Annotated in this window: 23 protein-coding genes and 1 other RNA gene; 11 read left to right on the top strand and 13 right to left on the bottom strand. The window is 61.1% G+C overall.

Features of this window, described 5'->3' with window-relative positions:
* Positions 1-126: 126 nt before the first annotated feature.
* The 4 genes from KBX13_RS08685 to KBX13_RS08670 are packed head-to-tail and all read right to left on the bottom strand — an operon-like array spanning position 127 to position 3,890.
* Positions 127-882, bottom strand: a complete 756-nt coding sequence (locus tag KBX13_RS08685) for an ABC transporter ATP-binding protein (RefSeq protein ID WP_256021745.1) — start codon at positions 880-882, stop codon at positions 127-129.
* Positions 879-1,901, bottom strand: coding sequence for an iron chelate uptake ABC transporter family permease subunit (locus tag KBX13_RS08680; protein ID WP_256021743.1), 1,023 nt, complete (start codon positions 1,899-1,901; stop codon positions 879-881). The genes KBX13_RS08685 and KBX13_RS08680 overlap by 4 nt, the downstream gene beginning before the upstream one ends.
* Positions 1,894-2,868 (bottom strand): ABC transporter permease, encoded by a 975-nt coding sequence (locus tag KBX13_RS08675; protein WP_070476993.1) that lies wholly within the window; start codon positions 2,866-2,868, stop codon positions 1,894-1,896. Before KBX13_RS08675 ends, KBX13_RS08680 begins: the two co-directional genes overlap by 8 nt.
* Positions 2,868-3,890 carry a siderophore ABC transporter substrate-binding protein gene (locus tag KBX13_RS08670; RefSeq protein WP_070362874.1) on the bottom strand — a complete coding sequence of 341 codons (1,023 nt, stop codon included), beginning with the start codon at positions 3,888-3,890 and terminating at the stop codon, positions 2,868-2,870. Before KBX13_RS08670 ends, KBX13_RS08675 begins: the two co-directional genes overlap by 1 nt.
* A 264-nt stretch (positions 3,891-4,154) precedes the next feature.
* Between KBX13_RS08670 and KBX13_RS08665 the strand changes: the two genes are divergently transcribed.
* Positions 4,155-4,298, top strand: coding sequence for a hypothetical protein (locus KBX13_RS08665; protein WP_256021741.1), 144 nt, complete (start codon positions 4,155-4,157; stop codon positions 4,296-4,298).
* Positions 4,295-4,441: a hypothetical protein gene (locus KBX13_RS08660; protein WP_256021740.1), complete on the top strand. Its 147-nt coding sequence runs from the start codon at positions 4,295-4,297 to the stop codon at positions 4,439-4,441. The genes KBX13_RS08665 and KBX13_RS08660 overlap by 4 nt, the downstream gene beginning before the upstream one ends.
* A gap of 289 nt (positions 4,442-4,730) precedes the next feature.
* On the opposite strand, the gene KBX13_RS08655 is transcribed toward KBX13_RS08660, so the two are convergent.
* The 7 genes from KBX13_RS08655 to prfB all read right to left on the bottom strand — a co-directional run bounded on the left by KBX13_RS08655 (position 4,731) and on the right by prfB (position 10,290).
* The gene (locus KBX13_RS08655) at positions 4,731-5,417 is read right to left on the bottom strand and encodes an NAD(P)-binding oxidoreductase (RefSeq protein WP_256021738.1); all 687 of its coding nucleotides are present in this window, start codon (positions 5,415-5,417) and stop codon (positions 4,731-4,733) included.
* A 520-nt stretch (positions 5,418-5,937) separates the two neighbouring features.
* Positions 5,938-6,329, bottom strand: a transfer-messenger RNA (tmRNA) gene (gene ssrA / locus KBX13_RS08650).
* A 67-nt stretch (positions 6,330-6,396) separates the two neighbouring features.
* On the bottom strand, positions 6,397-7,041 hold the full coding sequence (locus KBX13_RS08645; RefSeq protein WP_256021737.1) for an SDR family oxidoreductase: 645 nt from the start codon (positions 7,039-7,041) through the stop codon (positions 6,397-6,399).
* A gap of 12 nt (positions 7,042-7,053) precedes the next feature.
* Positions 7,054-7,548, bottom strand: coding sequence for an SsrA-binding protein SmpB (gene smpB / locus KBX13_RS08640; protein ID WP_070362877.1), 495 nt, complete (start codon positions 7,546-7,548; stop codon positions 7,054-7,056).
* A gap of 15 nt (positions 7,549-7,563) precedes the next feature.
* Positions 7,564-8,466 (bottom strand): permease-like cell division protein FtsX, encoded by a 903-nt coding sequence (gene ftsX, locus KBX13_RS08635; protein ID WP_256021734.1) that lies wholly within the window; start codon positions 8,464-8,466, stop codon positions 7,564-7,566.
* Positions 8,467-8,468: 2 nt separating this feature from the next.
* Complete coding sequence (gene ftsE, locus KBX13_RS08630; protein WP_256021733.1) at positions 8,469-9,161, bottom strand: cell division ATP-binding protein FtsE; 693 nt, start codon at positions 9,159-9,161, stop codon at positions 8,469-8,471.
* Between the two features lie 25 nt (positions 9,162-9,186).
* The gene (gene prfB / locus KBX13_RS08625) at positions 9,187-10,290 is read right to left on the bottom strand and encodes a peptide chain release factor 2 (RefSeq protein ID WP_256021731.1); all 1,104 of its coding nucleotides are present in this window, start codon (positions 10,288-10,290) and stop codon (positions 9,187-9,189) included.
* A 57-nt stretch (positions 10,291-10,347) separates the two neighbouring features.
* On the opposite strand from prfB, the gene KBX13_RS08620 reads away from it, so the two are divergent.
* Complete coding sequence (locus KBX13_RS08620; protein WP_256021729.1) at positions 10,348-11,160, top strand: inositol monophosphatase family protein; 813 nt, start codon at positions 10,348-10,350, stop codon at positions 11,158-11,160.
* The gene (hisN, locus tag KBX13_RS08615) at positions 11,144-11,932 is read left to right on the top strand and encodes a histidinol-phosphatase (RefSeq protein ID WP_256021728.1); all 789 of its coding nucleotides are present in this window, start codon (positions 11,144-11,146) and stop codon (positions 11,930-11,932) included. Before KBX13_RS08620 ends, hisN begins: the two co-directional genes overlap by 17 nt.
* A 22-nt stretch (positions 11,933-11,954) precedes the next feature.
* Here hisN and KBX13_RS08610 read toward each other — a convergent pair whose 3' ends face one another.
* On the bottom strand, positions 11,955-12,812 hold the full coding sequence (locus tag KBX13_RS08610; RefSeq protein ID WP_256021726.1) for a S1 family peptidase: 858 nt from the start codon (positions 12,810-12,812) through the stop codon (positions 11,955-11,957).
* A 122-nt stretch (positions 12,813-12,934) separates the two neighbouring features.
* Here KBX13_RS08610 and KBX13_RS08605 point away from each other — a divergent pair, with 122 nt between their 5' ends.
* From KBX13_RS08605 to KBX13_RS08575, 7 genes are all read left to right on the top strand, one after another.
* Complete coding sequence (locus KBX13_RS08605) at positions 12,935-14,137, top strand: amidohydrolase (protein ID WP_256021724.1); 1,203 nt, start codon at positions 12,935-12,937, stop codon at positions 14,135-14,137.
* A 22-nt stretch (positions 14,138-14,159) separates the two neighbouring features.
* Positions 14,160-15,365 (top strand): DUF418 domain-containing protein, encoded by a 1,206-nt coding sequence (locus KBX13_RS08600; RefSeq protein ID WP_256021723.1) that lies wholly within the window; start codon positions 14,160-14,162, stop codon positions 15,363-15,365.
* Positions 15,362-15,808, top strand: a complete 447-nt coding sequence (locus KBX13_RS08595; RefSeq protein WP_256021722.1) for a GNAT family N-acetyltransferase — start codon at positions 15,362-15,364, stop codon at positions 15,806-15,808. The genes KBX13_RS08600 and KBX13_RS08595 overlap by 4 nt, the downstream gene beginning before the upstream one ends.
* Before the next feature lie 75 nt (positions 15,809-15,883).
* Positions 15,884-16,885, top strand: coding sequence for an ABC transporter substrate-binding protein (locus KBX13_RS08590; RefSeq protein WP_256021720.1), 1,002 nt, complete (start codon positions 15,884-15,886; stop codon positions 16,883-16,885).
* A 2-nt stretch (positions 16,886-16,887) separates the two neighbouring features.
* The gene (locus tag KBX13_RS08585; protein ID WP_256021719.1) at positions 16,888-17,871 is read left to right on the top strand and encodes an iron ABC transporter permease; all 984 of its coding nucleotides are present in this window, start codon (positions 16,888-16,890) and stop codon (positions 17,869-17,871) included.
* The gene (locus tag KBX13_RS08580) at positions 17,871-18,641 is read left to right on the top strand and encodes an ABC transporter ATP-binding protein (protein ID WP_256021717.1); all 771 of its coding nucleotides are present in this window, start codon (positions 17,871-17,873) and stop codon (positions 18,639-18,641) included. Before KBX13_RS08585 ends, KBX13_RS08580 begins: the two co-directional genes overlap by 1 nt.
* 31 nt (positions 18,642-18,672) lie before the next feature.
* The gene (locus KBX13_RS08575) at positions 18,673-19,002 is read left to right on the top strand and encodes a helix-turn-helix transcriptional regulator (RefSeq protein ID WP_070362888.1); all 330 of its coding nucleotides are present in this window, start codon (positions 18,673-18,675) and stop codon (positions 19,000-19,002) included.
* Here the strand turns inward: KBX13_RS08575 and KBX13_RS08570 are convergent, their stop codons facing one another.
* Entirely contained in the window at positions 19,003-19,881 is an 879-nt protein-coding gene (locus KBX13_RS08570; protein ID WP_256021716.1) for an urease accessory protein UreD, read from the bottom strand.

The following is a 19,881-nucleotide window of genomic DNA, read 5'->3' as shown; positions in this document are numbered from 1 at the left end:
CGCCCACAAGCAGCAACTTTATTCACTTTGATCATTCCCTCCAAGCGGCCAGGCCGCTCGTCGGCAACGAGGGATAACTTAACCACGAACCAACAAACAACACAAATCGCCTGCGTAACGAGCATTTTAGTGATATGTAGCGAGTGGCCCATCCGGGCCCTCAATTACATGCACGGGCGTGTTGAAGATTTGCGTGAGCAACTCTTCGTTCATGATTTCGCGCGGAGTCCCAAACGCGGCGATCTGACCATCCTTGGTGGCGCAGATGTAGTCGGCGTACTTCGCTGCGAAGTTGATGTCGTGCAGCACGATGATGATGGTCCGCCCGAAGTCCCTCGCGGCGGAGTACAGGTGCTTCATCATTTCCACCGAGTGTGCAATGTCGAGATTGTTTAGTGGTTCGTCGAGAAGAACATAGTCAGTTTCCTGGCAGAGCACCATCGCAACGTAAGCGCGCTGACGCTGCCCTCCTGAGAGCTGATCCAGGTAACGGTTTTCGAGTTCGTGGAGACCAAGGAAGTCGATGTACTTCGAGATGATCTGCTCGTCCTCGGGAGTGAGACGTCCATGGCTGTACGGGAAGCGCCCGAAGCCGACGAGCTGGCGCACCGTCAGGCGCGTCACAAAGTGGTTCTCCTGACGCAAGATCGAGATGATCTTTGCGAGATCTTTTGATTTAGCGCTGGTGACGTCCATACGGCCGATTTCGACGGTGCCGGAGTCGATAGCTAAGAGACGCCCAATCATCGTGAGGAGCGTCGACTTGCCCGCACCGTTCGGTCCAACGAGCGCGGTGATGCCGCCTGCGGGAATCTCGATGTTGACGGGTCCGATTTTGACGTCGTCGCCGTAGTCTTTGCGGACTTCTTTCAGCGTGATCATAAGCGTCCCTTCTTCAAGATGACTGCCAAAAAGGTGATGCCACCGACGAGCTCAATGATGATTGACACGACGCCCTGCGCATAAAACACGTGGTTCATGATGAAGTAGGCGCCACTGAGTACGCAGAATCCCAGCAGTACTGCCATTGGGAAGATGTAACGGTGGTCGTAGGTATCGCAGAATTGGTACGCGAGCGTCGCTACGAGGAACCCCAGGAACGTCATCGGCCCGACGAGCGCGGTCGAGACCGCCATCAAGACGGAAACCAGCACCAATGTGAAGATCGAGTGGAATCGGTGGCTAACTCCGAGGTTCACGGTGACATCTCTGCCGAGTGCGAGGACGTTGAGGCGGCGTGAGTTGAAGACCAGCAATGCGGTAGCGGCGACCGCGAGCGGAATAGCGACCGGATAGTACTCAGGATCCGCGTTGTTGACTGAGCCGAACAGCCGCGCCGTGAGGACGTCGAACTCGCTGGGTGTCAGGAGGCGCTGCATGAATGTCGACACACTGCCGAGTCCGCCACCGATCACGATGCCAACCAGCAGCATCGCGTGCATATTTGCGTGCTTTCCAGACAACAGCCACGCGTACAGCACAAGGCTCAGGCCAACCATGAGCACCAACTGCAGCACGAACATCTGGAGCGTATATCCATTATTCAGACCCGCGGCGCCAAGGAAGAACACGGTTGAGGTGTGTATCGACACGTAGAGGGCTTCAAAACCCATGATGGACGGCGTAATGATGCGGTTGTTCGTCACCGTTTGGAACGAAACGGTCGCCACCGCCTGGCACAGCGCCACAATCGCCATCGCGATAACCGAGTTCAAACGGCGCTTCGCAATCAGCCAGTATCCGGTGGTGCCGAAGTCCATGGGGTTGCCGTACGCCAACAGACCGGCAGTAAACCCTACGGCGGCGATGATAAGGCACGCAAGAATTATCCAGTAGCGGGTTTTGCTCTTGGTGGATTGGAAGGCTCCGACGAAGCGGGCGTCGATAAGCTGTTTAGGCACGGCGACTCTGCCTCACGATCAAGAAGACGAAAACCACCGCACCGATGATGCCCAAGATGACGGACACCGGGATCTCGAACGGGGCGATGATCGTGCGGGCCAGCAAGTCGCACACGGTGACGATGCCGACGCCAAGGAGGCAGACCCACGGAAGGTTGGAGCGGAGGTCGTCGCCACGCATCATGGAAACAATGTTGGGAACAATGAGCCCAAGAAAAGGAAGATTGCCGACGACCACCGTCACGACGCCCGCTGCGACCGCAACGAGGCTCGTTCCGACCAAGATGATGCGGCCGTAGTTAAGGCCAATGTTCGTGGCGACGTCCTCCCCCAGGCCGGCGGCTGTAAGGCGGTCGGCGTAGAAGAACACGGCAATCACGACCGCGACGACGATCCAGAGTACCTCGTACTGCCCGGAAATCACTGAGGTAAACGAGCCAGCGAACCAAATCCCGAGCGACTGAAGCAGGTCAGTTTGAAGCGCCCAAAACGTGGAGAATGCGCTGACAACGGCGCCGAGCATGATGCCGACGATCGGGACGATCAGGCTCGAGCGCAGCGTCACCCTCCGAAGGAACGCAAAGAAGACCATCGTCCCGATGAATGCGAAGGTGACGGAAATGATCATGCGCTGCAGGATCGTGCCGTCGGGCAAAAATACGTACGACGCCAGCAAGCCCAGGCCAGCCCACTCGGTGGTACCCGTCGTGGTGGGCTCGACGAAGCGGTTCTGCGTGAGCATCTGCATGATCAGACCGCTCATCGCCATCGCGGCGCCAGCAAGCACCAGCGCGATAGTGCGCGGAACGCGGGTGGTTTTGAACATGTCCCAGCCGTCGCTTGATCGAAAAACGTCGTACTGGCCAACCAATAAGGACAGGGCCAGCAGCACGATCACAATGACGAGACCCACCCCAAGCTTCCAGTTAAGAAGTTTGGGGTGGGTGCGCGTACCCGGTTGCGCCATTACTTGGCGGCCTCCAGCTGGTCAGCAATGCCGTTCAGGATTTCGGTGTAGGTCAGGATGGACTCGTTGATGTAGGTGTCCTGCGGAGCCACATAGATGTGGTTCTCCTTGACTGCGGTGACATTCTGCAGTGCGGCAGAGTCGCTCAGCACGCTCAGAGCAGCCGGGGACTCCCCTTCCTTCTTAATGGCCGCGTCGCGGTCAAGGGCGAAGATCCAATCTGGGTTGGAGTCGGCGATAGCCTCAACAGAAATATCGTCACCCTTGTGGTCGCTCGAGGCGTTTTCTACCTTCAGCGCCGGAGTGAAACCGATGAGGTCAAAGAGGGGGCCAAAGGTGCGGCCGATGCCCGGCGCAACATATCCGATTTCCCCACCAGAAACGTTGACAGCCATCACGGTCTGCGCTGGGTCGTATGCGTCGCGAGCACGCTGTACTGCCTTGGTGAAGTCTTCGACGGTTTTCTCCGCTTCGGCCTGCTTACCGAAGATTTCGCCGAGCTCGAGGGTCTGACGGATCAACTCACGGTCGAAGGGTTCATCGTCACGTGGTTCGAAGTCGACGAGTACTGCGTTTGGAACAAGTTTCTGAATCTCGTCGTCGTACTTTTCAAAACGCTGGCCCGAGATGATTACGTCCGGGTCAGCTGCAACGATGATCTCCAGATTCGGCTCCTTGTGATTGCCGATGTCCGCAATATCGTCATTGTCTCGCAGGCCCGGAACATCTTTCGAAACCAACTTCTTTGGCGCCGCAACCGGCTTCACACCCCAGGAGTCCAGGAGCTCGAAGGTGCGGTTGTCGAGCGCAACGACGCGCTTCGGCGGAGTCGGCACAGTCTTTTCGCCATAGTTGTCGGTCACGGTCACGGTGCCGTTTTCCGCGGCAGTCGTCGTAGCGGAGGCGCTAGCCTGGGTCTCCGAAGTGGACGCGTTGTTCGACTCTGCTTCAGAGCAGGCGGTCAGCGTCATCGCTGCGGCGGCTGCAACAGCCACGATGGTCTTACGTGAAAAACGAATCATGTTGAAAAGTATCCTTGCTACTCATATCCAAGGGTAGGGTTACCTCACTCACCCTAAGCTACTCATGAGAGTTAGGCAAGGCTTAGAGAAGAAAGTGATTATCGACATCCCCCTCCCCTTACCCCCGTGTCATGCATCTACGCAGCTTAGATCGCATCGAATCAGCCATTGGCCGCAGCCCCATCTGGTGCAAGCACACCTTAGCTGTGACAGAATACTCGGAGCACTGGATCTCACCGCGTCAGTACAATAGGAGGACTCCAAATGTCCACAATCGCAGTCTTCGCATTCTTTCTCGCCTACATCGTTGCCCCTAGCAGTCCCATCGTATGGATCTTGCTCGCGGTCGCGTTCGTCGCCCTCACCTGGGACACAGTCGCGCTCGTGCGAAAGGATGCTTCCCGATGAAGTCACCACTCAACAACTCAGCCATCTACATCCTCGGTACTGCCCTTGCATATCTGGCGACCGGCTGGGCCTGGACGATTGCCATAGGCGCTGCCGCAGCTCTTTCAGCATTCTCCCGCCACCTGTACGCAGACAAGGCGTAACGTCACTGAGGGGAACGGAAGAGATTCTACCGATCGTCAATAAACGTGAGATCCCCTCCAAGCCAAAAGCCGCCACTCACAGTGACGGCTACAACTAGCTATGTGCTTTACCCTTCGGTGAACGAGTCCCACGGAGCACCAACCATATCGGCAAGTTCAATATCCGCTTCATCTTCCGAAACCAGCTTCATATTCTAGGGCCAATACTCACCACGTATTCGAGCAAATCTTCACCCGTGTTCAACTGGCTCGCTCATCACGCTTTACCTTTCACTTGGGGCTCTGGCCTCTAGATGTCTTTGACGCTGCCTTCGCCGTCAATGAACTCCAGCGGCGACGCTGGGAAATGTGCACGACTGACAACCTCGGTAACGACGTCCGCAACAAGCTCGCGGGATGTCGTCATGCTGCTGGCACGCTCTGCATCATTGTCCAGCACAGTAATGCCCCCAGCAGGCTCTTCGGTGAGCGCCGCTGGGCCGAGGATCAGGTAGTTGAGGTCCGTCGAATTCAGCTTCTTATCGACGGCCTTCTTCGACTCGACATACGCATACCACGACTCATCCGACGGGTCAGTCGTGTTCTCCGTGGCACCGACGTAGGAGATCATCACGTAAGCCGGTGCTCGCTTCCCCTCCGCAGCCAGTTTCTCTAGCCCAGCAATGGAAGCGAGGGCGGCGTCGCGGTCGACTGCCCACGTCACCTCCGCACCAGCGCGTCCACCGTTACCGGCACCCCACACCACAACGTCATACTGGGCAAGGAGCTCAGCCCAGTCCTCAACGGAGATCTCGGTCAGGTCCCGCAGGACAGGAGTAGCACCGAGTGCTTCAATATCGGCAGCCTGGTCGGGGTTGCGTATGAGGGAATGGACAGTATGGCCAGCGGCGACGAGCTTTGGCGCTGCCAACAGCCCCACCTTGCCATGGCCACCGATGTACAGAACGTTCTTGCGTGCAGTCGTCGTTTCAGTCATGGGCGCCACTGTACGCGTCATCTGCTTTCTCTAACGGTTGGCCGAAATTTGGGTCATACCCAGACCCTCAACTTGTAGTTACTCTCCTTCACAATCGCCCACAATCGAAAACCAAGTCCATGCAACGTATCCGACATATGCGAGCGGAAGAACCAGCGGTAAGAAAATGCCAGCAACCGCGCACATCGTAAGTGCGCCGATGGCCACCCGTGCGAATGACGGTTCAGAACCTGAAGCAACGAGCCTTACCGTCACTACGGCGGTAACGAAGCAGAGGACAACAGTCAGCTCCCACGGGATCCCGCTTCTGGTGGCCAAGATCACCGTCGCAATACCAACACAAATCCACAGGACCTTTGGAAGACTCACACTAGAACCCGATCCATTCCTTAGGGACAGTCACACTGAAGCGTAACAAGCTCGGTCTACCGAGCACCAGGTATGCAACCTGAAGCCGATGGAATAGCCTCGGCAAGATATGAAGAAAATGACCCTCTACCTGCTTAAACAAGTAGAGGGTCAGTGGAGCCGCCGGGAATTGAACCCGGGTCCTTCACCACCGCGCCAGGGCTTCTCCGTGCGCAGTTCGCGCACTGCCTCTGCTCGGCCCTCCGGATCAGGCAAACATGTCCGGATGACGGGCCCAGTCAGTGAAAAATGTCCCTTCCGAGGCCCCACTGACAGGGCCGGAAGGCAAGCCCCCTAAGTCGACGCCAGGTACCGGGTCGGGGGCATCCCCGGCCTGACGGACACGCAGGTCGCTGAACCTTTCTAATTAGGCAGCGAGGGCGTAGTCACGCTGAGAGTTCTTCTCTGCGTTTATTGGTTGCTACGACGCTTACGGTGGTCTCTAGCCTGCACCGGCACGCTTCCCCTGGCTTAGTCGATGAAGTCGAAACCAGAATCGACCCCTCGTACTACGGGAACCGTAGAAGCACCACCCTAGCCGACGAATACGCTCCCGCGCAAGGGCCTCTATTTACGGGGTTGGGGTGATGCGCAGGAATTCGACGACGGCATCCGGGCCGGCGTCGACGGCGAGGCGTGCGGCCTTCGCCACGGATTGTGGCGTCATCTTCGGCCCGTTGGTGTCGCCGTGGAGCATGTCGGTGTCGGTGCACCCCGGGTGCAGGGAGGTCACGCGCACGGCTCCGGCTTCCTCCAAGCGGAGGGAATCGGTGAAGCCGCGCAGGCCGAATTTGGAGGCACAGTAGGCGGAGTTGCCGTCGATACCAAAGAAGCCGGCGCCGGAATTGATGGTCAGAATGAGGCCGTTACTGCGTCGCAGCGCGGGCAAGAGCGCTTTCGTCAGCAGCATTGGTGCGATCACGTTGACTTCCATGGTGCGGCGCAGGTCGGCTTCGGAAAGGTCGGTGAGGCGGGCGGGCGTCATGACGCCTGCGGCGAGCACGAGCACGTCGAGCTCTTCAATGTTCGACGCAGCCTCCGCCACAGCGGCGCTGTCCGTCAGGTCAACCTCGAAGGGCTCCGCGCTGGGCAGTGCGCTGACAACCTCGGAGGCGTCGCGGGAGGCGCCGACGTAGATGTGGTGGTCGCGGCCGAGTTCCTCGGCGATCGCGCGGCCGATCCCGCGGGATGCCCCGGTGACGAGTGCGTGCTTCATCGTGAATCCTCCTTAGGCTTTGATGCCTTTGAACTTCCGGCCGAGGTCGCGGGCGATTTCGCGGTCCTCAGTGCGGCGTTTGATGGCTTGGCGCTTGTCGTAGTCCTGCCTACCTTGCCCCAGGCCGAGCTCCACTTTCGCGCGGCCGTCCTTGAGGTAGAGCGAGAGCGGGATGAGGGTGCGGTTGCCGTCGCGAAGCTTGCCCTGCAGGGAGTCGATTTCGCGGCGGTGCATGAGCAGCTTGCGGGTCCGGCGTGGAGGGTGGTTCGTCCAGTGCCCCTTCGAGTACTCCGGGATGTGCATGTTGCGCAGCCAGACCTCGCCGTTGTCGATGGTGGCGAACGCCTCGACTAAGGACACCTTGCCTTCGCGCAGCGACTTGATCTCGGTGCCGACGAGCACGATGCCGGTCTCCCAGGTGTCCAGGATGTTGTAGTCGTGGCGCGCTTTCCGGTTAGTCGCGAGGACCCCAGTGTTGCTCAGCTTCTGTTTCTTCTTCTTGCCCATAGGCGTTCCACCCTACTACTTCCGCACGTAGCTGCGCAGTGCCACCTGAGCTGCGAGGGCGCCGATGACGACGGCCCCGAGTCCGACAAGCGGCATCACTGTCATGACGGCGGAGTCCGGAACGCGGGCGACGAGTTGGGAGGCGTAGAGGTCACCGAGGATCGGGTCGACGAGTGAGCGCTTCCCTACCCACGCCAACACGGTGGCAAGTACCGCACCGATCAGCACGGAGAGCACCGCTTCCAGCACGAATGGGGCCTGGGTGAACCAGCGGGATGCACCCACCATGCGCATAATGGCGATCTGCTCGCGGCGGTTGTACGCGGCGAGCTGGACCATGTTCACAATCAGGAACAGCGAGGCCAGCGCCTGCGCGGCGGCGACGACGAAGGTCACGTTGCGGAAGGTGTCCATAGTGCCGGCGGCCTCGCGTACGGTGTCGGCCTGGTCGCTGACCATGGCAACCTGCGGCATGTCACGGATGGCGTCGATAGGTGCGATGTCGGACGGGTCCTTGAGGCGCACGTGCAGCGCGGCGGGCAGCGCGTCCGGGGAGGTTTCGCGCACGAGGTCCGGCTCGGACTCCTGGAAGAGCTCCACGAAGCGTTCGTAGGACTGCTCGCGGGAGCGGAAGGTCACCTGTTCGACGCGGTCATCGGCTTGCAGGGTGTCGCGGACCTCGCGGCAGGCCTCGGAGGAGCAGTCGCTGTCCTCAGCGGAGATGGTCTCGTCGAGCTCCACCATGACTTCGACGCGGTCGAGGTAGAGGTCCTTCGTCGCGCTCGTCGCCTGCGAGATAAGGATGCCGGCGCCGACGAGCACGAGCGAGAGCGCGGTGGTGATGATGAGCGCGATGGTCATGGTGAAGTTGCGCCCGAGGCCGCGGAGGCCTTCGCGGAAAATGAAGTTCCAGTTCATGCTTATCCCCTCACGGTTCCGTAGACGCCGTTGGCGTCGTCGCGAACAAGTTTGCCCAGGTGCAGTTCCATGACGCGCTGGCGCATCTCGTTGACGGCGCGCGCGTTGTGGGTGGATATCACAACGGTGGTGCCAAGGCGGTTGATGCGCGCGAGCAGCGCCATGATCTCGTCGGAGGTTCCCGGGTCGAGGTTGCCCGTGGGCTCGTCGGCAAGGACGAGTGGGGGCTTATCGACGAACGCTCGCGCAATTGCGACGCGCTGCTGCTCACCGCCTGACAGTTCGTGTGGCATACGGTTCGCCTTCGCATCCAGGCCGACCAACTCAAGGGCTTCCGGCACGAGTTTTGCGATGCGCTGCTTCTTCTTACCAATCACCTCGAGCGCGAACGCCACATTGTCGTAGACACTCAGCTTGGGAAGCAGCCTGAAGTCCTGGAAAACGTAGCCGATGGACTGACGCAGCAGGTTTACGTTGCTGCCCTTTAATGCGTTGACGTGGAAGTCGTCGAAGTAGATATCCCCCGAGGTCAGGTTTTCCTCACGGATCATCAGCTGAAGCAACGTCGACTTGCCGGACCCGGACGGGCCGATGAGGAAGACGAAGTCGCCGTCGGCAATTTCGAATGAGACATCGTCGAGTGCTGGGCGTGTGGACGTCGGGTAGACCTTCGTCACGTTGGAAAAAGTGATCACCCGCTACACACTACTACTTCTTCTGTTACTCCTGTGACTGGAGTTGCTCCATGCGCCAGCGGATACCGGCCTCCAAGAAACCGTCGATGTCGCCGTCGAGCACCTTCTGCGGGTCCCCCACCTCGTAGTTCGTGCGCAGGTCCTTCACCATCTGGTACGGGTGCAGCACATAGGACCGCATCTGGTTGCCCCAGCTAGCGTTGCCACCGGCACCCAGGGCGTCCATCTCAGCCTTTTCTTCCATGCGTTTCTTATCCAGGAGCTTGGACTGCAGCACGTTGAGCGCGGATGCCTTGTTCTGGATCTGAGATTTCTCGTTCTGGCAGGTCACCACGATGCCGGTCGGGATGTGCGTGATGCGCACCGCCGAGTCCGTGGTATTCACCGACTGCCCGCCGGGGCCCGAAGAGCGGTAAACGTCCACACGGATATCGGAATCCGGGATGTCGATGTGGTCGGTGTGCTCGACCACCGGCAACACCTCCACCTCAGCGAACGAGGTCTGGCGCCGCGCCTGGTTGTCGAACGGCGAAATACGCACCAGCCGGTGCGCGCCCTGCTCGACGGAGAGCTGGCCGTACATATATTCCCCGTGCACCACGAAGGTCGCCGACTTAATCCCGGCCTCTTCCGCATAAGAAATGTCGTACACGTCCACCTTGTGACCGTGCTTTTCCGCCCAGCGGATGTACATACGCATGAGCATCTCAGCCCAGTCGGCAGCATCAACACCACCGGCGCCGGAACGGATATTGACCACGGCTTCGCGCTCGTCGTACTCGCCGGACAACATCGTCTGCACTTCTAGCGAATCGACGTCCGCTTCGACGGCGTCGAGCTCATCGTCGGCGAGCGAAGGATCGCCTTCCTCTTCGGCGAGTTCGTACATGACGGGGAGGTCGTCGATACGCGAGCGCAAGCTCGTGACTTTCTTCAGGCATGCCTGGACGCTGGAGAGCTCCGAGGTGACCTGCTGCGCGTGGGCGGGGTCGTCCCAGAGGCTCGGGTCGCCGGCTTGCTGCTCGAGTTCTTTGATGCGCAGGGCCATTTCGTCGAGGTCCATGACTTTTTCGATGGTGGTCAACGTGGCGTCAATACGTTTGATTCGAGCGAGCGTCTCCGGTTGCATACCGTCGAAGTCTAGACGACGCTCCACAAATCGCGCGCACAGCCCCATAATGGGTACATGACTTCTTTCATTGAGCAACATCGCGACTCTGATGACGCAACACTGGCCGCCGCGCTAGTTGAGCATGCTGGCTCGCTTGCGCTGCGAATGCGGGAGGAAGGCGTTTCGACGGATTACAAGACCTCAATTTCCGATGTGGTGACGGAGGCGGACCGTGCCGCCGAACGCTTCGTCGCGGAAACGCTCGCCGAGCTGCGCCCACACGACGGCGTCCTCGGCGAAGAGGGTGCTTCCAAACATGGCGATTCCTCACGGACGTGGGTGATTGACCCGGTTGATGGCACCTTTAACTTCACGCAGGGCTCCGACTACTTCTGCTCGGCGCTCGCGCTGGTAGAGGGCGCCCCCTCGGACCCGGCTCGCATCCTGATTGGCGCGGTGCACCGCCCGGCGATGCAGACGACGTGGCTTGCCCACGACGGCGTTGCGACGCGCAACGGCGAGCCACTGCCCGACCTCGCGTCGGCGTCGCTGCCCTCGCAGGGACTAGTGACGTACTTGCACCCGACGTTCATGCGGGATGACGCCATCCGGAACGCGTGGCTGCGCGCGGTGCGCGATGCGGCGACGATCCGTATGTGGGGCGCGGGCTCCGTCGACCTTTCAAATATCGCCAGTGGCCAGCTGGGCGGCTGGCTGCAGCACTCCGTCGCCGACTGGGATTGGCTGCCGGGCAAGGCGCTCATTGAGGCCGTTGGGGGCGTGGCAAAGAAGGTGCCTGCGGGCGGGGTGACCTGGTGTGTTGCTGGAAATCCACAAATTGTGTCGGACATTGAAGCTAGGCTTACTGAGCATGACGAATCTTTATGACGATGACCTCGCACTTGCACTAGAGCTTGCGGATGCTGCCGACGCGATCACGCTCGACCGCTTCGAAGCGTCCGACCTGAAGGTGAAATCAAAGCCGGATATGACTCCGGTTTCCGACGCCGATGTTGCTGTCGAGGAGGTGTTGCGTGAGCGCCTCGCCGAGGCGCGTCCAGGCGACTCGATCGTTGGCGAAGAGTTCGGCGGTGAGACCGTCTTCGAGGGCCGCCAGTGGGTCATCGACCCGATCGACGGCACGAAGAACTTCGTTCGCGGTGTACCCGTGTGGGCGACGTTGATTTCACTGCTTGTCGACGGCCAACCAGTCCTAGGCGTCGTCTCTGCCCCAGCGCTTGCGCGCCGCTGGTACGCGGCCCAAGGCTCGGGCGCGTGGCGGACGTTTAACAAGGGCAGCCTGAAGCGCCTCGAGGTCTCCCATGTGGGCGAGCTTGCGGACGCCTCCCTGGCGATGTCTTCGCTTGAGGGCTGGAAGGCCCGCGGCCTGCAGGAAAACTTCATCGCACTCACTGAGCGCACCTGGCGCCTGCGCGGCTACGGGGACTTCTTCGGCTACTGCCTGGTGGCCGAGGGCGCCGTCGACATCGCAGCGGAACCGGAGGTATCTGTGTGGGACCTTGCAGCCCTGTCTGTCCTGGTCACGGAGGCCGGTGGCACGTTTAGCTCACTCAGCGGTGAGCCTGGACCGCACGGCGGCGACGCGATCGCCACGAACGGGCTGCTGCACGACGCCGCCCGGAAGGTAATCGGCGTCTAAGAAACTTCAAGCGCTTGAAGCCTTAGGGCAGGCGGAAGCCGTTGTCCAGCGTGGACAGCACCGCGTCCATCCGGACCGCGCCCGTCGGCGCGTGAATCACGCCCTGCAGCGGGCTGTGGCACGAGACATCGAACGGCGATGGGAGCACCCCGCCGTTCAGGATGCCGACGAGGCGGTCGCCCACCACTACGGGTGCGCCCGAATCACCCTGCATGGCGCAGGTGTGGGAGATGTTCATGGACTCCCAGTCGTGCAGCGTCACGCCGCACGTCCTGCCGGAGGCCACGCCCTGCTTGCACACCACGTTGCCGGGCTTGATCGGCTTGCTGCCGAGGTGGTTGATGTGGACGCCGTTGTAGGAGCGTGTGACCTCCGCGTTCGAGCCCAGCTCGATCAGTGCGTAGTCGAGGTCCCGGTTGACCTCCACGATGGTGCCGGAAGGCCCGACTTGCCAGGAGTCGGCGGAGGTGACGGCGTCGCCAACTTCGCCGCAGTGCCCGGCGGTCAGCGCGTATTTGTGCCCTTTATCGTCGTAGCCCGCCACGGCGACGGTGCACATTGATTCGGTGCCATTGGTGCGCTTCACGTAAATCGGGGTGCTGGGCCCGTAGAGGGAATTTCCCCGAGTGAGCGCTTGGTTCGAGGCCTCCGGAATCCGCGGGGCGTCGTGGAAGGAACCGGGCACGCGGTGCAGCACGTAGTCGGTCCAAGGTTTTCCGGCGAGTAGCTTCGAAGCGGCGTCGCTACGCCAGACATAGTTTGGGTCGACGTTGCCCTCGTACTCCGAGCGCACCTGCGCTATTGCCGGTGGCGCGAACCCCACCCCTGCGACCGCGATTCCAACCCCAGCAACGAGCGCACACACTCGGCGAAGCAACATAGGCACCCTTCCACTCCAACCACAGACGTTTCTTGAGTACACAATGCCACCTTTTGTCCTAATTTGCCCCATCGGCACGGCAACCAGCACATAAGGTGTGGGTGCGGAACTATGCTCAAGCCATGTGCCTAGAAGAAAAGTTCACGCCGTTCCTACAAAGCCTGGAAGCTCACCGCGGTGAGCTAGAGAATTTGTACAAGTGGTTCCACCGGAACCCCGAACTATCCATGCAGGAGTTTGCTACCTCCGCTCGCATTCAGGAGGAGCTGGAGGCGCTCGGCGTCGAGGTGGTGCCCGTCGGCAAAACGGGGCTCGTGGGCGTCGTGCGAAACGGCGACGGCCCAACTGTCGGTTTCCGCGCCGACTTTGACGCCCTCCCAATCAAGGAAGAAACGGGGCTTGAGTACTCGGCTTCGCCGGAGCTGGGCATCATGCACGCCTGCGGCCACGACATTCACACGACCGCACTGTTGGGTGCGGTTCGCCTGCTGCAGGAAAATACCGACGCGTGGAGCGGCACCTTCCTTGCCATCTTCCAGCCTGGCGAGGAGACCGGCGCTGGCGCCCAGGACATGGCCGACGCGGGGCTAGCCACGAAGGTCCCTACCCCCGAGGTAGTACTTGGCCAACACGTGGGACCGATGCTGCCGAACTACGGCCTCGGCGCACTACCAGGGCCAGTGTTTGCGGCTGCTGAACAAACGAAGATCACCATTCACGGGCAGGGGGCTCACGGCTCGCAACCGCACAACGGCATCGACCCGGTGGTGATCGCAGCGAGCATCATCACCCGGTTGCAGACGATCGTTGCGCGCGAGGTCAACCCGCAGGACATGGCCGTAGTCACGGTTGGCGCGGTCCACGCGGGCAACTCCGCGAACACGATTGCCGCCACCGCGGAGATTTCCGTCTCCACCCGCGCGTTTACTTCCGATCTTTCGGAGAAACTCAACGCCTCGATCAAACGGATCGTTCGTGCAGAGTGCGAGGCCGCTGGCACGCCAAAACCGCCCGCGCTCGAGCGCATCGGTGGTGCACCGGAGTTCCACAACGACGAGGCGACGGCCGACACTGTCATGACCGCGTTCCGGAAGAACTTCGACGAGGTGGGCGACTTCGGCAGGCTTTCCGGCTCCGAGGACTTCCCCACGATTGGCAACGCGTTCGGCGCCCCGTACTTCTACTGGTTCTTGGGCAGTGTCAAAGATATCGACGGCGCCCCTTCGAACCACTCGCCGTACTTCGCCCCTGACCTGCAGCCGGTGCTTGACCGCAGTATCCAGGCCATCTTGGTCTCTACGTCTCCGTGGTTGATGCGAGGGTAGGCCTGCCGTACGCTTTCGTTGCATGCGTACCGTAGAGCAACAGCAACGTACACGGCTCGTCGTCCCGGATATCGCGCGGGGTTTGGCGCTGCTCGGCATCGCCGTAGCCAACGCGATTTCGTACTGGCTCACTCCTTTAAGTACTACCGTGACAGGCGAGCACCCAGGCACGGTGGCTGACCAAGCCGCGACGGTCTTCGCGGCGATGTTCGTGCACGTCCGTGGCCTGCCGATGTTCTCAACGCTCCTCGGCTTCGGCTTCGGTCTGGTCGCGGCGAGTTTGGCTCGCAAAGGGTATCCGGCAGGTGCTGCCCGGCGCGTGCTGGCGAAGCGCTACGGGATGCTCGCGCTCTTTGGCCTGGCACACATGTGGCTGCTGTTTAGCGGCGACATCATGTTGACCTACGGGCTTATAGGTGTGCTGATGGCGCTGTTCCTGCGCGTGCGCTCGGGGGCGCTCTACGTCATTGCTGGCATCATTCTGGGACTGTCGTGCATTGTGTACTCGCTGGTTGCGGTGTTTTTCTATGGAACACCCCTGGACCTTGCAACGCCGGCACCGGATGCTAGCTCCTTTGCCACGTACTTTGCCGGGAACCAAGAGTTCGCGATCTACATGTTTTTCTCGCAGCCCCTCGTTGTGATCCAGCTGGGCGCGCTTTCCCTGATTGGTTTTGCGTGGGCGCGTGACGGCGTGCTCACTGACGTGAAGGAACACGCGCGGACGCTGTGGATTTGGGTAGCGGTGGCCGTCGCTGTCGTTGTTGCGATCGGCATCCCACTTGGGCTTGCACAGCTGGGTATCCTGCCTGCGTCGACAGCGGCATTTTGGTCAATTTTGAACCAGAGCTTCGGGATGCTCACCGGACCAGGCATCTTGGCTGCGTTCGCGCTGGCAACGCAGCACTGGAACCAGCAGCCACCGCGCTGGACGTTGCCGATGATCGCCCTGGGCAAGCGCTCCATGTCCGGCTACCTTCTGCAGACGTTCGTGTTGCTTCCGACCGCGGTACTGATCGGCTACTCGTGGCTGCCGGGCCTCGGGGAGCTCCGCCCGATATTGCTCGGGACCGCGGTGTGGCTGTTGTCGGTGGCGCTCGCGGCCCTGCTTGAGCGCATGGGCAAGCAGGGCCCGTTCGAGTCGCTGCACCGCCGCCTTTCGTACGGCCCGACGCGCCGCATCGAACCATACTCAGGCCCTGCGACCGGAAAGGCCCTCCCGCAATGAGCGCACACCGAATCCAAGTAGCACCGCTTTCGGAGCTCACCTCGCTCGAGGCGTTCGAACTATTCAAGCTCCGCGTCGACGTCTTCGTCGCCGAGCAGCGCTGCCCTTACCGTGAGCTCGACGAGCAGGACGCGCACCCGGACACGCTGCACCTGCTCGCGTGGAACGGTGCGGTGTTGGAGGGCTGCGCCCGCGTCTTTCCCACCGCAACGGGTTCCCAGTTTGGCCGTTTCGTCGTCGCCCCGGCCGCTCGCGGCACAGGCCTGGGCGCGCAGATCGCGCGAACGGGCATCCAGCTCACCGAGCGCTGGCCGGGCGACCTGATCGTCGAGGCACAGTCTGGCCTGGTCCCCTACTACGAGCAGTTCGGCCTTGTCGCCGAGGGCGAGGAGTTCCTTGACACTGGAGTTCCGCATCGTGTGATGCGTCTTCGTCGCTCATAATTTTTTTCTAGCTTTTCCTAAGGTTTCGCGCTAGTCTCATTCTGTCAGATCATTGATTATTTGAAAGGAAGCTCCATGCGCGCAATCTCTGCAGCTCTTGGTTCTGTTCTCGTCGCAGGGCTGGCTCTGACCGGCTGCAGCTCCACGGATGAGCAAACCCCACAGGCACAGTCCGACTCCGCCATCACCATCGATAACTGTGGCACCGAGGTCACCGTTCAGGGACCGGTCCAGCGTGCGACCACGCTCGAGCAGGGTGCAACGGACACCCTGCTGTTGCTCGGCGCCAAGGATCAGATTGCAGGCTACGGCCACCAGAAGGACCTGCCACCAGCTGGCTTCTCCCTCGACGGACTGAAGGAAGTCAGCCCGTCGGTGCCGAACTCGGAGCAGCTGCGTGACGCGGACACGGACTTCATCTTCTCCCCGTTCGACGAGAACTGGCGCGCCGACGCCGCAGGTACCCGCGAGGAGTGGGCAAAGCTGGGCGTCGCCACCTTCAACCCGAACAGCGAGTGCCCGTCCTACGGCGACAACAAGGGCAAGGACTCCTTCCAGCTGATCGCGAAGGACCTCGAGGACCTGGGCAAGCTCTTCGGCCGCGAAGAGGAGGCGAAGAAGCTCATTGAGAAGCAGACCTCCGAGCTGGAGAACGCAAAGCAGGCGCCTGAGGGCACCACGTTCATGCTGCTCTACTCGTCTGTTGGCGGTTCCCCGTACGTCGCTGGCGGCCCGTCGATCGTCACCAACATGGGAGAGCGCACCGGCATGAAGAACGTCTTCGCCAACCTGGATGAGGAGTGGCCGCAGGTGTCGTGGGAGGCCGTCGCCGAGGCCGATCCGGACGTGATCATCCTCGCGGACCTGCCTGGCCGCGGCGAGCCGGGCGATAAGTGGGAGGAGAAGGTCGCAGACCTCGAGTCCACCCCGGGCACCAAGGAGATGAAGGCAGTCAAGAACAACATGTACATTGTGGTTCCTGGCGTCGCCATCTCGGCTTCCGCTCGTTCCTACGAGGTAGTGCAGAACATCTCGAAGGCAATTGACGACGGCCTCTTCGACGGAGCAGCCAAGTAACTGTGAAGAAGACCGTCACTGTTTCAGCCATCGCGTTAGTACTGCTGGTACTCGCGATGGTTTGTTCTATTCCGATTGGCTCAAGCTCTCTGAGCTTTGCTGAACTGCGTGGCATTTTCGATCCGGCGTTGCCCACCCCTTCCCCGCTGCGCATGTCCATCCTGACCGAGCTTCGCATCCCTCGCATCCTGATGGCTGCGATGGTCGGGGCGATCCTCGCGGTGTGCGGTGTGGCGATGCAGGCCATCACCCACAACGACCTCGCCGAGCCGTACCTGCTGGGTATTTCCTCGGGCGCGTCGACGGGCGCTGTCGTGGCAATCCTGTTCTCCACTTGGCAGTACGGCATCATCGCTGGTGCTGCGGTGGGTGCGCTCGTGTCCTTTGGCATGTTGATGCTACTGCTGCGCAACAGTGCGGCCGACGCCGCACGTGTGGTGCTGACCGGTGTACTGATCGGGTTCCTGTTCCAGTCGCTGACCTCGCTGATTGTCACCGCGTCCGGTAACGCTGAGTCGACCCGCGGCATCATGTTCTGGCTGCTTGGCGTGCTTAGCGCCGCGCGCTGGTACACCGTGATTGCGGTGTTCATCGTCGGCACCATCGGCACGGTGGCACTGTGGATGATGTCGCGCTACTTGGATGCGCTCTCCCTCGGTGATGCGACCGCGTCCACGATGGGTATCCCGGTTGTGGCGCTGCGCTACGCGGTGTTGGTCGCGGTGTCGCTGATGACGGCGGCTACGGTCGCGTCCGTCGGCGCGATCGGGTTTGTGGGCTTGATTGTTCCGCACGCCGTGCGCATGATTTCCGGGCCGCGGCACGCCAGCTTGATCCCGATTTCCGCGGTGGTCGGCGCGATCACCCTCGTAGTTGCCGACGCCATCGCCCGCGCGCTGTTCGCCCCGCAGGAACTGCCTGTCGGCGTGATCACCGCGCTCATCGGTGTCCCGGCATTCTTCTTGATCCTGCGGAGGAAGCACTGATGTTAGAAGTCAAGAACCTCGAAACGGGCTTCCCAGGCACGACTATCCTGGGCGGCATCTCGTTTGAGCTCGACGCCCCGTCGGTCATTGGGCTCGTGGGCCCGAACGGCTGCGGCAAATCGACGTTGCTCAAATCCATCGCCGGGGTGCACCCATTCACTGGCGATGTGCTCTTCGACGGCAAACCGCTCCGCGACTACCCTCGCACCGAGCGCGTCCACGTACTGTCCTACGTTGCGCAGCACTCTGGCGACAAGATTCCACTGACCGTGCGCGAGGTGATCCAGCTGGGCCGCAGCGCCGGCCGTGGACCGTTCGCGCAAGCCCAGCCGGAGGACGAGGAGATTATCCTTCACGCCCTGCGTCACGCGGACCTCGAGGGCATCGTGGACCAGAAGATGTCGGAGCTTTCCGGCGGCCAGATCCAACGCGCCATGGTTGCGCGCGCGATGGCGCAGCGTTCAAAGGTGATGCTGCTGGACGAGCCGACAAACCACCTCGACCTGCATCACCAGTACAAGCTGATGAACATGCTTCGCCACCTGTCCCGTGAACACAACACGGTGATTGTGCTGGCGATTCATGACCTGGCGCTCGCCGCGCGCTACTGCGATCGCCTCCTGCTGCTGCACGATAAGCAGCTCAAGGGCAACGGCGCGCCAGACGATGTGCTTACTCCGGCGGTCCTTGAGAATGTTTTCGGTGTGAGCGGTAACCTAGACCGAGATAGCCAGGACATCCCGGTGCTGCATATTTCCCATCCGGTGTAGTGAATTTTAGGATTCCAGAAAGGTTTCAGTAGTGGCCCAGTCAGTAGATTTCCCCCATTGGACCGGGATTTTCAAGATCCTTGGGGACCAGACCCGGTTGACGCTGCTTGCTGCGATTCACCACGCCGGCCAGCACAAGCTGACCGTGACCGAGCTCGCGGAGGTCACCGAGCTTCGTATCGCAACCGCGTCCGCCGCGCTGCGCGCGATGGAGAACAACGGCACGGTGTCCTCGAAGCGCGACGGCCGCAGCATTTACTACGCCATCGCGGACAATGACATCCACGAGCTGTTGCACTGGATAGGTGCGGGCCATGCCCACGAACATGGACATGGCCCGGATTCGGCCGATAGCAAGTAACTAGTACTGACGCAGGTCGATCGGCCCCTGACCGCGCGTCTCGGCGCGAACGACGTTCGCCGCAGCCTTGATGATGCGCATCAGGTCCTCCGTCCAGTCAGCAACACCGCGAAGCACAAAGCCAGGAACTTCGGTCTCTGTGACCGAAGCGCTCGCAGTGCCCTTGCCCTCCAGGGAGTTGCGCACTGCATCCCGGACCTTCTCCAGCAGCTCCGGCGTCATGTTCGGGTCGATGCAGATCGCCGTTGCGAAGTGCGTGTGCTGCCCCAGGAAGGACTCCTTCACGTCGTTGAAGAGTTCCTTCGTCGGCTCGATGCGCACGTTGTCCACGACGGCGAGTGTGCCGTCGACACGAACGACGTTACGCAGGTGCGCCTGCTCGTACAGGAACTGGCCGCCGTCCGGGGACCAGCCCGGCGTGACGATGTCCGACATGAACAACCGCGATTCCGCGTCCATGTTGACAGTGATTTGCTGGCGGAAGTCCGCCTCCCGGTACAGAATCAGCTGATCCGGGATGTACTCCATCACGGCGTTGCCGTGCAGAGTGAACTCCACGTTCTGCACAACGTAGTCGTCCGGGGTGCGGTACACCTTCGCCGCGGACTGGTCAGTCAAGAGCACGGACGCGTCCGGCTCTACTTCGACTTCCATCCGGTACACGTCCCCACCGACGTATCCCCCACCGGGGTTCGCGATGGTGTAGTAGACCTGCCCGGAATCATCCAGGTAGTGCGGGCGGATGATCTTGAACGCACCCTCGTGGTACTGCCGTTTCGCTACGGACTTGGTACCGCCAATGCCGATACCAAGCTCCAGTACACCAGTTTCCTCATACGGCGGTTCGTGGGTGAAGACCGCGCTTGACTCGCCCCACAT

This window comes from Corynebacterium sp. CCUG 51687, assembly GCF_024453995.1.
GTDB classification, from domain to species: Bacteria; Actinomycetota; Actinomycetes; order Mycobacteriales; family Mycobacteriaceae; genus Corynebacterium; species Corynebacterium pseudogenitalium.
Note: the sequence above shows the minus strand (reverse complement) of the source record. Positions and strands in the feature narration are given on the sequence as shown.